Source organism: Streptomyces sp. NPDC050145, from assembly GCF_044460245.1.
GTDB lineage: Bacteria > Actinomycetota > Actinomycetes > Streptomycetales > Streptomycetaceae > Streptomyces.
In genome coordinates this window covers 1-14,007 of sequence record NZ_JBITJS010000027.1, presented here as the reverse complement: position 1 = coordinate 14,007, position 14,007 = coordinate 1, and the positions used below count along the sequence as shown (strand labels likewise).

The following is a 14,007-nucleotide window of genomic DNA, read 5'->3' as shown; positions in this document are numbered from 1 at the left end:
GGTGGGCGCGGCGGCTCAGTCCTCGGCGTCCCCGTAGCGCGGGTCCACGGTCTCGGGAGTCAGCCCGAGCACCTCGGCGACCTGCTCGACGACCACGTCGTGCACCAGCGCCGCCCGCTCGTCGCGCCCCTTGCTGCGGATCTCCACGGGGCGCCGGTAGACGATCACGCGCGCGGGGTGTCCTTCCCGTGCCGGGACCGTGCCGCCCAGGGGCACGGTGTCGCCGCCCCAGGCCTCGTCCTCGCGAGTCAGCCGCGGCACCTCCAGGACCAGGAAGTCGACCTCGGACAGTTGCGGCCAGCGCCGCTCCAGGCGCTCCACGGAGTCCTGCACGAGGTCCGCGAAGACCTCGGCCCTGCTCGCCGCCAGCGGCACCTGGGGCGGTGCCACGGGCCCGCGCATGCCGCGGCCGTGCCGGTCGCGGCGGCGCGGCGGGCGCGGCTCGCCGGGGGAGCGCGGTCCCTGATTGTCAGGACTTTCCATCACCGAGGCAGCGTAGTCCTCCGCGGCCGTGCGGGTCTCGGCGGCGCGGAGCGGCTCCGTTCGGGGCACTCCATGTCGTTTCCCGACCGATCAGGCCAGTCTTGGGTCTGATCACGCTTCTTCCCCGGACCGTTGATCGCGCGACTCCTGGCCGGATCTGCCCCGAGTGGTGACCGGTTTCAAGTGGTCACGGGGGCGTACGACCCGGGGTCCGTGCAGGTCACCGCGGGCGCCCCCGCGGACCCGTGTGCGCCGTCTCACCACGCGACACGGTGGGGTGACCTCGGGGAGAGTCGTCGCGGCCCGCTCAAGAGTGCGGTACCGTCCAACATCGTGAGCCCTGTACGTCGCTGTTCGCGCACCGCTTGCGGCCGTCCCGCCGTCGCGACGCTGACGTACGTCTACGCCGACTCGACCGCGGTCCTCGGCCCCCTCGCCACCTACGCCGAGCCGCACTGTTACGACCTGTGCGCCGAGCACTCCGAGCGCCTCACCGCCCCGCGCGGGTGGGAGGTCGTCCGGCTCTCCGACGGCAGCGGCCCGAGCCGCCCCAGCGGAGACGATCTCGAAGCCCTCGCCAACGCCGTGCGCGAGGCGGCCCGCCCCCAGGAGCGCGTCGCCGAGGCCGGCGGTTCCGGGCCGCGCACCGCGGACCCGATGGAGGTCGCCCGCCGCGGCCACCTCCGCGTCCTGCGCTCGCCGGACAACTGACGCGCGCTCAGCCCGCTGGTGAACCCACGGGCTGCGCCGGATATCTGACGCCCCGCCGGGCATCCGACCCCCGTAGCACCATCTGACGCACCGCCATTCGTGTCCCATGCGTTGACTCGTGTCGCTCGATGACATGACCATGACGTCTCCGCTCCTGATTCCGGGATTCCGGGAGGCGCACGTGTTCGTCCAGCAACTGGAGCCCGTCGGCGGCTCGCTCGGTCTGTCCGCCCTCGTCGCGACCCTGCCCCTCGTCACCGTCCTCGTCCTGCTCGGCGCCGTCCGCATGAAGGCCCACCGCGCGGGCCTCATCGGACTCGCCGTCGCCGTCCTCGTAGCCTGGCTCGCCTTCGGGATGCCGCTCGACCAGACCTTCGCCGGCGCAGCCCAAGGCGCCCTGTTCGGGCTCTTCCCCATCCTGTGGATCGTCGTCAACGCCCTGTGGGTGTACCGGATGACCGTCCGCACCCGGCACTTCGACATCCTGCGCCGCTCCTTCGGACGGCTCTCCGACGACCCGCGCATCCAGGCGCTTGTCGTCGCCTTCTGCTTCGGCGCGCTCCTGGAGGCGCTCGCCGGGTTCGGCGCACCCGTCGCCATCTGCGCCGTCATGCTCGTCGCGCTCGGCTTCGACCCGGTCAAGGCCGCCGTCGTCGCCCTCGTCGCCAACACCGCGCCGGTCGCCTTCGGCGCCATGGGCACCCCCGTCGTCACGCTCGCCCAGGTCACCGGCCTCCCGCTCGACTCGGTCGCCTCCGTGGTGGGCCGTCAGACCCCGCTGCTCGCCCTCGTGGTGCCGCTCGTGCTCGTCGGTCTCGTCGACGGGCGGCGCGGCCTGCGCGAGACCTGGGTGCCCGCGCTCACCTGCGGTGTCGCCTTCGCCGCCGCCCAGTTCACCGCGTCCAACTACGTGTCCGCGCAGCTCGCCGACATCGGGGCCGCCCTGATCGGCGCCGGCGCCCTGGTCGCCGTACCGCACGCGCGCCGGCCCGCCGCCGAGCCCGTACGCGCCGCCGTCCTCACCGGCGCCCGCAGCGAGGACCTCGACGAGGAGGACCCGCGCCGCGAGATCGTGCGCGCCTACACCCCGTACGCGCTGATCGTCGTGATCTTCTCCGTGGCGCAGATCCCCGCCGTCAAGGAGACCCTCGCGCGCGCCAACCGGGTCTTCGACTGGCCCTTCCTGGACGTCGCCGACCCCAGTGGCAAGCCGGTGAGCGGCAACATGTTCACCCTGCCCCTCGTCTCCACCGGCGGCACCCTCGTGCTCCTCGCCGGGATCGGCACCGCCGTCGTCCTCGGCGTCCACGCGCGCGTGGCGGTGCGCGAATGGCTGGGCACCGTCCACGAACTGCGCTTCGCGATCCTCACCGTGACGAGCGTTCTCGCCCTCGCCTACGTGATGAACCTGTCCGGGCAGGCCGCCACCATCGGGCACGCCGTGGCCGCGGCGGGCGCCGGGCTCGCCTTCCTGTCACCCGTCCTCGGCTGGTTCGGCGTCGCCGTCTCCGGCTCCGACACCTCCGCCAACGCCCTCTTCGGCGCCCTCCAGGTGACCGCCGCCCAGCAGTCCGGCCTCTCGCCCGAGCTCCTCGCCGCGGCGAACAGCTCCGGCGGCGTCCTCGGCAAGATGATCTCCCCGCAGAACCTCACCATCGCCTGCGCCGCCGTCGGCCTCGCCGGCAAGGAGGGCGACCTGCTGCGCAAGGTACTGCCGTGGAGCCTGGGCCTGTTGCTCGTGATGTGCCTGATCGTGCTGGGGCAGAGCACCCCCGTGCTGTCCTGGATGCTGCCGTGACCTGTGGTGATGCCGAGCGCCACGCGCCCGGGGAGGAATGAGGGGTTCACGGTCCGCCGTCGGTCCGGCCGGGTAGTTTGTGGGGTCCGAGAAGACTCCAGGAGGGCTGGGCCGGCCGTGGCTGCAGATCTGTCGACGATCGTGAAGGCGTACGACGTGCGCGGGGTGGTCCCGGACCAGTGGGACGAGGAGACCGCCGCGCTCTTCGGCGCCGCCTTCGTCCAGGTGACCGAAGCCGACGCGATCGTCGTCGGGCACGACATGCGCCCCTCCTCGCCCGGCCTGTCCGGCGCCTTCGCGCGCGGCGCCGCCGCACTCGGCGCCGACGTCACCGAGATCGGCCTGTGCTCCACCGACCAGCTGTACTACGCGTCGGGCGCCCTCGGCCTGCCCGGCGCCATGTTCACCGCGTCGCACAATCCAGCCCAGTACAACGGCATCAAGATGTGCCGGGCCGGCGCCGCCCCCGTCGGCCAGGACACCGGCCTCGCCGACATCCGCCGCCTCGCCGAGCGGTGGAGCGAGTCCGGCGCCCCCGAGCCCGCCGCCACGCCCGGCACGATCTCCCGGCGCGACACCCTCGACGACTACGCGGCGCACCTGCGCGGCCTCGTCGACCTGAGCGGCATCCGCCCCCTCAAGGTCGTCGTGGACGCGGGGAACGGGATGGGCGGGCACACCGTCCCCACCGTTCTCGCCGGGCTGCCGCTGGACGTCGTACCGATGTACTTCGAGCTGGACGGCACGTTCCCGAACCACGAGGCGAACCCGCTGGACCCGGCCAACCTCGTGGACCTCCAGGCCCGCGTCCGTGCCGAGGGCGCCGACCTCGGCCTCGCCTTCGACGGCGACGCGGACCGCTGCTTCGTCGTCGACGAGCGCGGCGAGCCGGTCTCCCCGTCCGCCGTCACCGCCCTGGTCGCCGCGCGTGAGCTCGCGCGCAACGGCGGGACGGGCACGATCATCCACAACCTGATCACCTCCTGGTCCGTCCCCGAGGTCGTCCGCGAGCACGGCGGCACGCCCGTGCGCACGCGCGTGGGGCACTCGTTCATCAAGCAGGAGATGGCCACCAGCGGCGCGATCTTCGGCGGCGAGCACTCGGCGCACTACTACTTCAAGGACTTCTGGAACGCGGACACGGGCATGCTCGCCGCCCTCCACGTCCTCGCCGCGCTCGGCGGCCAGGCGGGCCCGCTCTCCGCCCTCGTCGCCTCCTACGACCGCTACGCGGGCTCCGGCGAGATCAACTCCACCGTCGCCGACCAGGCGGGCCGGCTCGCCGCGATCAAGGCCGAGTACGGCGGCCGCGACGGCGTCACCCTGGACGAGCTCGACGGCCTGACGGTGACCGCCGCCGACTGGTGGTTCAACGTCCGCCCGTCCAACACGGAGCCGCTGCTGCGGTTGAACGCGGAGGCGCGGGACGCGGTGACCATGGAGAAGATCCGCGACGAGGCCCTCGCCCTGATCCGCGCCTGACCCCTGCCCACGGCCTTTTTTCCGGGTACGGATGGGGGCCGCCTCTCATGGATGCGGAGACGGTACGGCTGCCTCTTGGGCGTGGAGACGGTACCGCTGCCTTGGTCCGGGGCGGTGCCGTTGCCCTGGGCGCGGATGCGGTGCCGCTGTCTTGGTTACGGGACCGGGGTGCCGCCAACCTGGTCTCGAGCAGCGGTGCCCTGACCCGGGGCGCGGGATGCGGATTCGGGTGCCCTCGATTTGGGCGGTGCCCCTGCCCTGGACACGGATCCGGGCGTTCCTCCCCGGCACCCGGTCTCCCCGGCTTTGCCCAGCCCCTGCTCCCACCCACCCGCCCCCTCCGGGGGCGTCGGCCCGGCGCCCAGCCTCGGGCAGCACCCCATCCCCGGTCACGCATTCCGGTCTCCCCAGCCTTGGGCAGTCTGCCGCCTGGGGCGGCACGGGTGGGCAAGGCGGCACCCCGGCGCCGGACGCGCGCTCAAGGAGGCGTCGGCCCCAGCCCCGCCCCGGAACGGGACACCCCACGGGAGACCCCACCAAGCAGACACCCCACCCCCACCCCGGCCCCACCCAGACCCAGCCACTTGCCCCCACACGAATCCCCGCCCCACAACAAACCCGCCCCCCGCCGGAGAGGCACAGGCATCGGGCCCCGCCCGCCCCCCAGCGGTACGCTGACCAGGTCACACCAAGACACCCGGAAGAACACCGACCGACGACCCGACGGACCCCGACGTCCGTCCCCCGGAGGGAAACGCCCATGCCGCTCGAAGCCGGCCTCCTGGAGATCCTCGCCTGCCCGGCCTGCCACGCCCCGCTGAAGGAGGCCGAGGCCGAGCTGATCTGCACCGGCAAGGACTGCGGCCTGGCCTACCCGGTCCGCGACGGCATCCCCGTCCTCCTCGTCGACGAGGCCCGCCGCCCCGCGTAACCCCACACCGCGAAGCAGGAGACCGACGCATGTTCGACGAAACCCTCCTGGACGACCCGGACGCGCTCGCCCGAGCCGACCGCCGGGGCCTGCTCCGCGGTGCCGCCGAAGCGGGCGCCCGCGTCCGCACGGCGGTCCTGCACGCCACCGAGGCCGGCATCGGCGACCTCAAGCCCGACGGCCGCCCCCGCACCCTGCTGATCGCGGGCCCCGGCACCGCCGCCCTCGGCGTCGCCGACCTCCTCCGCCGCCTCGCGGGCGCCGCCTGCCCCGTCGTACGGCTGCGCACCACCGGCGTCGCACCCGCCCCCGGCGCCCTGCGCTGGGAGCTGCCCGGCTGGGCGGGCGCCGTCGACCTGCTCCTCGTGGCGACCCCCGACGGCAGCGAGCCCAGCCTGTCCCTCCTCGTCGAGCAGGCCTACCGGCGCGGCGTCTCCGTCGTCGCCGTCGCCCCCGCGGGCGCCCCGCTCACCGAGGCCGTCGCCCGCGCCCACGGCCTCTTCGTCCCCATGGCGACCGCCCCGTACGAGCAGGACGAGCCGGACGCGGCCTCCGCCCCCGGCGCCCTGTGGGCCCTGCTCACCCCCCTGCTCGCCCTGCTCGACCGCACCGGCCTGCTCGACGCGCCCCCCGAGGCCCTGGAGAAGGTCGCCGACCGCCTCGACCGCACCGCCGAGCGCTGCGGCCCCGCCATCGCCACGTACGGCAACCCGGCCAAGACCCTGGCCTCCGAGCTCGCCGAGGCACTCCCGCTGATCTGGACCGAGGGCGCCGCCGCGGGCCCCGCCGGCCGCCGCTTCGCCGCCGCGCTCGCCGAGCTGGCCGGCCGCGCCGCCCTCGCCGCCGACCTGCCCGAGGCCATGCCCGCCCACGGCGCACTGCTGACCGGTGCCCTCGCCGCCGGCGCCGACCCCGACGACTTCTTCCGCGACCGCGTCGAAGAGGTCCAGACCCTGCGCGCCCGTGTCGTCCTGCTCCGCGACCAGCCCGCCGGCAGCCTCAGCGCCGCCCCCTCCGCCCGCGAGCTCGCGCTCTCCCACGACATCGCGATCAGCGAGCTGGAGACCGAGGAGGGCAGCGACCTGGAGACGCTCGCGGAGCTGATCGCCGTCACGGATTTCGCCGCCGTTTACCTGGGCCTCGCCTCCACGGCGTGAAGTAGCCCCGCCGGCGCGCAGCCACGCCACCGGCTCACAGGCACGCCGGCTCGTAGTCCCGCCGCCTCGCCCGACGCGTACGGAGAACGCCCCATGGACCGCCTCACCAACCCCGTCCGCCCCTACGCCTGGGGCTCCGCCACCGCCATCCCGCACCTCCTGGGCGTGGAACCGACCGGCGAACCCCAGGCCGAGATGTGGATGGGCGCCCACCCGGGCGCCCCCTCCGGCACCGACCGCGGCCCGCTCAACCAGGTCATCGACGCCGCCCCCGAGCGCGAACTCGGCCCCGAGACCGTCGCCAAGTTCGGCCCCCACCTGCCCTTCCTCCTCAAGCTCCTCGCGGCGGGCGCCCCGCTCTCCCTCCAGGTCCACCCCGACCTGCGCCAGGCACAGCAGGGCTACGAGGCCGAAGAGCGCGCCGGCATCCCCGTCACGGCCCCGCACCGCAACTACAAGGACGCCAACCACAAGCCCGAACTCGTGTGCGCGCTCACCGAGTTCGACGGCCTGTGCGGCTTCCGCGACCCCGAAGAGGCCGCCCGCCTCCTCGAAGGCCTCGGCGTGGGCAGCCTCAAGCCCTACGCCGACGTGCTGCGCGCCCACCCCGAAGAGGCCGCCCTGCGCGAGGTCCTCACCGCGATCCTCAGCGCCGACCGCACCGAGATGGCGCACACCGTCACCGAGGCCACCGCCGCCGCCCAGCACCTCGGCGGCCCCTACGCCCCGTACGCGGACATCGCCCACCACTACCCCGGCGACCCGGGCGTGATCGCGGCCATGCTCCTCAACCACGTACGGCTGCAGCCCGGCGAGGCCCTCTTCCTCGGCGCCGGCGTCCCGCACGCCTACCTGGACGGCCTCGGCGTCGAGATCATGGCCAACTCCGACAACGTGCTGCGCTGCGGACTGACCCCCAAGCACGTCGACGTCCCCGAACTGCTGCGCATCGTCCGCTTCGAGGCCGCCGACCCCAACATCCTGCGCCCCGAGGCCTCCCCGGACGGCGAAGAGGTCTACGACACCCCCATCGACGAGTTCCGCCTCTCGCGCCACGTCCTGCCCGCGAGCAGCGGCCGCCACGACCTGACCGCCCCCACCCCGCAGATCCTGCTCTGCACCGCCGGCACCGTCCGGGCCGGCGAGCTCGACCTCGGCCCCGGCCAGTCCGTGTTCGTCCCCGCGGGCGAGAAGGCCGAAGTGTCCGGTACGGGCACGATTTTCCGTGCCACAGTCGTGGCCTGAGCTCCGTCCCACGCGCCCCGTGCTGCAACAATGACCCACTGCAAAGGGCAAGCAAAACAGCCCTTCTGGTCACAGCAGCACGGGTCGTACGAAGGGACACCGGGAACAACATGAGTGCTTCAGGCGGAGCCAAGGCGATCGTGGCGGCACTCGCCGCCAACCTCGCCATCGCGGTAGCGAAGTTCGTAGCGTTCCTCTTCAGTGGCTCCTCGTCGATGCTCGCCGAGTCCGTCCACTCCCTCGCCGACTCCGGCAACCAGGGACTGCTGCTCCTCGGCGGCAAGAAGGCCCAGCGCGAGGCCACCCCGCAGCACCCCTTCGGCTACGGCCGCGAGCGCTACATCTACGCGTTCCTCGTCTCCATCGTGCTCTTCTCCGTCGGCGGCATGTTCGCCGTCTACGAGGGCTACGAGAAGATCAAGCACCCGCACGACCTCGAGCACTGGTACTGGCCGGTCGGCGTCCTCGTCTTCGCGATCATCGCCGAGAGCTTCTCCTTCCGTACGGCCATCAAGGAGTCGAACGAGCTGCGCGGCAAGCTCAGCTGGGGCCAGTTCATCAAGCGCGCCAAGGCGCCCGAGCTGCCCGTCGTCCTCCTGGAGGACTTCGGCGCGCTGATCGGTCTGGTCCTCGCCCTGTTCGGCGTCGGCCTCACCCTCGCCACCGGCGACGGCGTCTGGGACGGCATCGGCACCCTCTGCATCGGCATCCTGCTCATCGTCATCGCGATCGTGCTCGCCCTGGAGACCAAGTCGCTGCTCCTCGGCGAGGCCGCCGGCACCGAAGAGGTCGAGAAGATCGAGAAGGCGGTAGTCGACGGCGACACCGTCACCGGCCTCATCCACATGCGCACGCTCCACCTCGGCCCCGAGGAGCTCCTCGTCGCCGCGAAGATCGCCGTCCGGCACGACAACACGGCCGCCGAGGTCGCCCGCGCCATCGACGCGGCGGAGACCCGCATCCGCGCCGCCGTCCCGATCGCCCGCGTCATCTACCTCGAGCCCGACATCTACAGCGAGGCCGCGGCCGCCGAGGGCGCCGACCCCGCGGCCACCCCGGGCGGCCCGACCCCGACCCACTGACCTGAACGAAGGGGGGCGGCGAGCTTCAAGCTCGCCGCCCCCCTTCCGCGTCCCCACCCAGCGCGCCACCCACTCCCGGAGACCGCCCCTGTCCCTGGGACGCTCCGGCCCCTACGCCGCTCACCTGCGGAGCCGCGCGGGGAGAGGCCGGCTCCGGCGGACGGGGTGGGGCCGGAGGAGGCGATCGGTGTAGATTCGTCACGAGCCAGACGTCGCTGCTGATGGCGGTCGGGCGGCCCGCACGACGGGCCGGCCGAGGGAGAGAGGGCCTCCGACGGACTGCGCTGCGAGTATCGGAGGACACCTGTGTCCGAAGACACCCGCAGACCAGCCATGCGTGCCCGCCCCGCAAGGACGCGACGCACCAGCCCACCTCGACCGACTGCACTGCACCGAGGAGCAGCTCACACATGACTTCCGCACAGGACTTCAAGGTCGCCGACCTCTCCCTCGCCGAGTTCGGCCGCAAGGAGATCACCCTCGCCGAGCACGAGATGCCCGGCCTGATGTCCATCCGCAAGGAATTCGCGGCCACCCAGCCGCTGGCCGGCGCCCGCATCATGGGTTCGCTGCACATGACCGTGCAGACCGCCGTCCTCATCGAGACCCTGGTCGCGCTCGGCGCCGAGGTCCGCTGGGTCTCCTGCAACATCTTCTCCACGCAGGACCACGCCGCCGCGGCCATCGCCGTCGGCCCGAACGGCACCCCGGACAACCCCCAGGGCATCCCGGTCTTCGCCTGGAAGGGCGAGACGCTCGAGGAGTACTGGTGGTGCACGGAGCAGGCCCTGACCTGGCCGAACACCCCCACCGGCGGCCCGAACATGATCCTGGACGACGGTGGTGACGCCACCCTCCTCGTCCACAAGGGCGTCGAGTACGAGAAGGACGGCAAGGTCCCCTCGGCCGACACCGCCGAGTCGGACGAGCACCGCGTCATCCTCGAGCTCCTCAACCGCACCATCACCAACGGCTCGCAGAAGTGGACCCAGCTCGCCTCGGAGATCCGCGGCGTGACGGAGGAGACCACGACGGGTGTCCACCGTCTCTACGAGATGCACCGTGACGGTTCGCTGCTGTTCCCGGCGATCAACGTGAACGACGCCGTGACGAAGTCGAAGTTCGACAACAAGTACGGCTGCCGTCACTCGCTGATCGACGGCATCAACCGCGCCACCGATGTCCTGATCGGCGGCAAGACCGCCGTCGTGTGCGGTTACGGCGATGTCGGCAAGGGCTGCGCGGAGTCGCTGCGTGGCCAGGGCGCCCGCGTGATCATCACCGAGATCGACCCGATCTGCGCGCTCCAGGCGGCGATGGACGGCTACCAGGTCACGACGCTGGACGAGGTCGTCGACAAGGCCGACATCTTCGTCACGACGACCGGCAACAAGGACATCATCATGGCCTCGGACATGGCCAGGATGAAGCACCAGGCGATCGTCGGGAACATCGGCCACTTCGACAACGAGATCGACATGGCCGGCCTCGCCAAGACCCCCGGCATCGTGAAGGACGAGGTCAAGCCGCAGGTCCACACGTGGACGTACCCCGACGGCAAGGTCCTCATCGTCCTGTCCGAGGGCCGCCTGCTGAACCTGGGCAACGCGACGGGTCACCCCTCGTTCGTGATGTCCAACTCGTTCGCGGACCAGACGCTGGCCCAGATCGAGCTGTTCACCAAGCCCGAGGAGTACCCGACCGACGTCTACGTGCTGCCCAAGCACCTCGACGAGAAGGTCGCCCGCCTCCACCTCGACTCCCTCGGCGTCAAGCTCACCACGCTGCGCCCGGAGCAGGCGTCGTACATCGGTGTCGAGGTCGACGGCCCGTACAAGCCCGACCACTACCGCTACTGAGCACCCACTGCTCCGCACGCATCACCCCGCCTGACACCAGGCCGAGCTGAACCGCGCTGCAAGGACAGGCCCCCGCACCCCCGTGCCGGGGGCCTGTCCCGTGGAGCGGCCCGCACCCGCCGGCCCGATTACCGGCGGCCCGGACCCGTCAGACAGCCCGGACCCGCGTCACCGGGCCAGACAGAGGACGCCACGAACCCCATGCCCCGCGGCCGATATTCGCTCCATGATCCGCACGATCACACCCCCCTCGGTGAAGAACACTTCCACTGCGCACCCGGCCCCTCCGGCTGGCGCTACGTGGCCCAGCGGACCACCCCCTCCGGCGATCACTCCGGCTCGATCGATCTCACGCTCGACGAACTCGGCCGCCCCCTCCGCCTCGAACTGAACGCATCGAGCTGGCAGGTCCGAGGAGCCGCCCTCGACGGCGTCACCTGGGTACGCACCGACCCGACCGGCGCCCACGCCACCGAAGGCAACGCACCCGCGCACGCGTTCACCGGCACGTCCCCCGCGTTCCTCGTCGCCACCGCACGACTGCTGCGCCTCACCCCCGCTTCCCCCTCGACCCGCGTCCGCCTGGTCGCCCTGACCGATCCCGTGCTGGCGCCCCGCACGCTGGACCAGTCCTGGACCTTGCTGGAAAGCGAAGCACACGCCACTGACAACGGACCCCTGATCGTGGACGCGTACCAGGTCACAGCCCTGGACACCGGAGAACAGCACACCGTCCACATCAGCGGCGACGTCGTCCTCGCCGCCCCCGGCATCGAGCTGGAACACCTCGAGACCCCGCCGTCGACGTTCCCCTGACGCGGCCCGGCCCCGTCAGGCCGGATCACGCAGGCGGCACGAACCCGGTCGCGGGCGGCTCGGGCCGCTCAGCGCCGTCCGCGGGCTTCCGCAGAGACGGCGGGGGAGCGCCGGCGTCCCCGTCGTATGAGCCCGGCCCGCCCGGCGCAGCGAATCCGGTGGCGGGCGGGGCATACGGCGGCACGGCCGCCGGAGTGACCGGAGCCGTCGGGAACGGCGCCGCAGGAACCGCGACCCGACCGGGCCCACCCGGCGCACCGGGCCCGAACGCCCGCTGAGCCTCCCGAGCCTGCCGCTCATGCACCACGGCCGCCAGGAACGCCGCCGGCGGCACCCCTTGAGGCACCTGCGTCCCCGTGCGCGCCGCGAGATCCGCCGCCAGCCCCTCGGCCATCCGCCACCCCACCTGCGGATCCAGCTGCCCCATCCGCGTCAGGTACTGCCGCACCGCCAGCCACAGCCCCTCGGGCACCGCCGACAGATCCAGCTCCGAGAACCGCCCCACCAGCCACGCAGGCGGCGCCGGCACGAACGAGGCCTGCCCGGCCGGCACCCGCTCCCGCACGACGAGCGTCCCCGCGAACACGTCCCCGAGACGCCGCCCCCGCGCCGACACCAGCGACGCGATGCACGCCACGACACCGAACGTCATGAGGATCTCGACGACACCGACAGCCCCGCGCACCAACGCGTGCCGGAACCGGATCGGCCCGCCGTCGTCCCGCACCACCCGCAGCCCGCACACGAGCTTCCCGAGCGAGCGCCCATGACTCAGCGTCTCCACGGCGATCGGAATCCCGACCAGCACCAGCAGAAACATCGCCACCGCCAGCGCGGCCGCCGCAGCGTCGTCCAGCGAGGCCGTCGCGGCTACGACGCCGATCGACACCACGATGTAGACGGCGAACGCCACCACGAGGTCGATGAGCACGGCGAGCGCCCGGCTCGGCAGTTTCGCGGGCCGCAGCTCGAGTGCCACGGCCTCACCTGTCACCAGCTCGCTCACGCCGGCCACCCACCCTTCCCCGACCTGCCCTTGGAAGCGTCAGTCTGCCAAGCTGAGCCCACATCGCGCCGTACAGGTGCCGGAAAGCTAGGAGCAGCAGACCGGATGGACCTCGACGTCTTCGTGTCAGCCCACCGAGCCGAGTGGGACCGCCTGGACGCCCTGCTGCGCCGCCGGCGCCGCCTCACCGGCACGGAGGCGGACGAACTGGTCACCCTGTACCAGCGCACGGCCACCCATCTCTCGCTGATCCAGTCGAGCGCCCCGGACCCCCGGATCGTCGGCCGCCTCACCCAGCTCGTGGCACGCGCGCGTAGTGCCGTCACGGGAACCCGCACCGCTTCATGGCGCGACGTGACCCGCTTCCTCACCCACGGATTCCCGGCAGCCGTCTACAGGGCACACCACTGGTGGGTCCCCACCGCGCTCCTCTCCACGGCGATAGCCGCCCTGATCGGCTGGTGGATAGGCACGCACCCCGAAGTCCAGGCCTCCATAGCCGCCCCGTCCGAACTACGGGAGATGACCCGCCCCGGCGGCCAGTACGAGACGTACTACTCGAGCCACCCCGCGGCGTCCTTCGCGGCACAGGTGTGGACGAACAACGCCCAGGCCGCCGCGATGTGCCTCGTCCTCGGCATATTCCTGGGCCTGCCGGTCCTCTGGATCCTCTTCCAGAACATGCTCAACGTGGGCGTGGGCATCGGCCTCATGACCTCCGCGGGCCGCCTGGACACGTTCCTCGGCCTGATCCTTCCGCACGGCCTTCTCGAACTGACCGCGGTCTTCGTCGCCGCCGGCACCGGCCTCCGCCTCGGCTGGACGGTCGTCGACCCCGGCCCGCGCACCCGCCGCACCGCACTCGCGGAAGAGGGGAGAGCCGCCCTGGGCATGGCGATAGGCCTGGCCCTGGTCCTCTTCGTCTCCGGCGCCATAGAAGGCTTCGTCACCCCGTCGGGCCTGCCCACCTGGGCGCGGATCGGCATAGGCATCGCTGCCGAGCTCGCGTTCCTCCTATACGTCTACGTCCTCGGCGGCCGGGCCGTACGAGAAGGCGAGTCCGGCGACCTGGAAGCAGCCGAGCGCAGCGCGGTGCAACCGACCGCCGCTTGATGTGCGAAGCGCCCGTCTGACCTGCTACTGTCCTCTCACCCGGAAAGACCGTTGACACGGCCTGGAAGGGGAGGTAGATTCGAACAGTTGACCCGAGCTGGACATGTTGAGCTCCAACGGTTAGCATCTAGCGCGCTTCACGAAATAACATTCTTCGAGAAGCCCCTCCGATTAATCAGAGAATGAACGCCGGTCAGACCGGCCCAAAACTTCTGATAAAGTCGGTTCAGCCGAAAGGCAAAGGCCCTCCAACGGCCACCGGAAATGAAATCCGAACCGGAAACGGAACGGAAAACGGATCTGGTAAGGTTGGAAACGCAAGAC

General features: G+C 72.0%; 12 protein-coding genes. 10 read left to right on the top strand and 2 right to left on the bottom strand.

All coding sequences use genetic code 11. The features are described from left to right. Positions 1-15: 15 nt before the first annotated feature. On the bottom strand, positions 16-483 hold the full coding sequence (locus ACIBTU_RS36490; RefSeq protein WP_399131089.1) for a metallopeptidase family protein: 468 nt from the start codon (positions 481-483) through the stop codon (positions 16-18). Positions 484-816: 333 nt separating this feature from the next. Between ACIBTU_RS36490 and ACIBTU_RS36485 the strand changes: the two genes are divergently transcribed. The 9 genes from ACIBTU_RS36485 (at position 817) to ACIBTU_RS36445 (ending at position 11,564) form a co-directional block, all read left to right on the top strand. Further along, on the top strand, positions 817-1,194 hold the full coding sequence (locus ACIBTU_RS36485; protein WP_384616421.1) for a DUF3499 domain-containing protein: 378 nt from the start codon (positions 817-819) through the stop codon (positions 1,192-1,194). Positions 1,195-1,375: 181 nt separating this feature from the next. Continuing rightward, a complete protein-coding gene (locus tag ACIBTU_RS36480; protein WP_399131088.1) occupies positions 1,376-2,992 on the top strand; it encodes an L-lactate permease in 1,617 nt (538 codons plus the stop codon). A gap of 117 nt (positions 2,993-3,109) precedes the next feature. Then, positions 3,110-4,474, top strand: a complete 1,365-nt coding sequence (locus ACIBTU_RS36475) for a phosphomannomutase/phosphoglucomutase (protein WP_399131016.1) — start codon at positions 3,110-3,112, stop codon at positions 4,472-4,474. A gap of 760 nt (positions 4,475-5,234) precedes the next feature. Next, positions 5,235-5,405, top strand: coding sequence for a Trm112 family protein (locus ACIBTU_RS36470; protein WP_399131015.1), 171 nt, complete (start codon positions 5,235-5,237; stop codon positions 5,403-5,405). 29 nt (positions 5,406-5,434) lie between these two features. Continuing rightward, positions 5,435-6,562: an SIS domain-containing protein gene (locus ACIBTU_RS36465; protein WP_399131014.1), complete on the top strand. Its 1,128-nt coding sequence runs from the start codon at positions 5,435-5,437 to the stop codon at positions 6,560-6,562. A 93-nt stretch (positions 6,563-6,655) separates the two neighbouring features. Continuing rightward, on the top strand, positions 6,656-7,807 hold the full coding sequence (manA, locus tag ACIBTU_RS36460; protein ID WP_399131013.1) for a mannose-6-phosphate isomerase, class I: 1,152 nt from the start codon (positions 6,656-6,658) through the stop codon (positions 7,805-7,807). A gap of 110 nt (positions 7,808-7,917) precedes the next feature. Then, the gene (locus ACIBTU_RS36455) at positions 7,918-8,889 is read left to right on the top strand and encodes a cation diffusion facilitator family transporter (protein WP_399131012.1); all 972 of its coding nucleotides are present in this window, start codon (positions 7,918-7,920) and stop codon (positions 8,887-8,889) included. 410 nt (positions 8,890-9,299) lie between these two features. Beyond that, positions 9,300-10,748: an adenosylhomocysteinase gene (ahcY, locus tag ACIBTU_RS36450; RefSeq protein ID WP_399131011.1), complete on the top strand. Its 1,449-nt coding sequence runs from the start codon at positions 9,300-9,302 to the stop codon at positions 10,746-10,748. Positions 10,749-10,949: 201 nt separating this feature from the next. Then, a complete protein-coding gene (locus tag ACIBTU_RS36445) occupies positions 10,950-11,564 on the top strand; it encodes a hypothetical protein (protein ID WP_399131010.1) in 615 nt (204 codons plus the stop codon). Positions 11,565-11,589: 25 nt separating this feature from the next. On the opposite strand, the gene ACIBTU_RS36440 is transcribed toward ACIBTU_RS36445, so the two are convergent. Further along, entirely contained in the window at positions 11,590-12,570 is a 981-nt protein-coding gene (locus tag ACIBTU_RS36440) for an RDD family protein (protein ID WP_399131009.1), read from the bottom strand. Positions 12,571-12,675: 105 nt separating this feature from the next. Between ACIBTU_RS36440 and ACIBTU_RS36435 the strand changes: the two genes are divergently transcribed. Then, positions 12,676-13,683 (top strand): stage II sporulation protein M, encoded by a 1,008-nt coding sequence (locus ACIBTU_RS36435; protein WP_399131008.1) that lies wholly within the window; start codon positions 12,676-12,678, stop codon positions 13,681-13,683. The last annotated feature ends 324 nt before the right edge of the window (positions 13,684-14,007 follow it).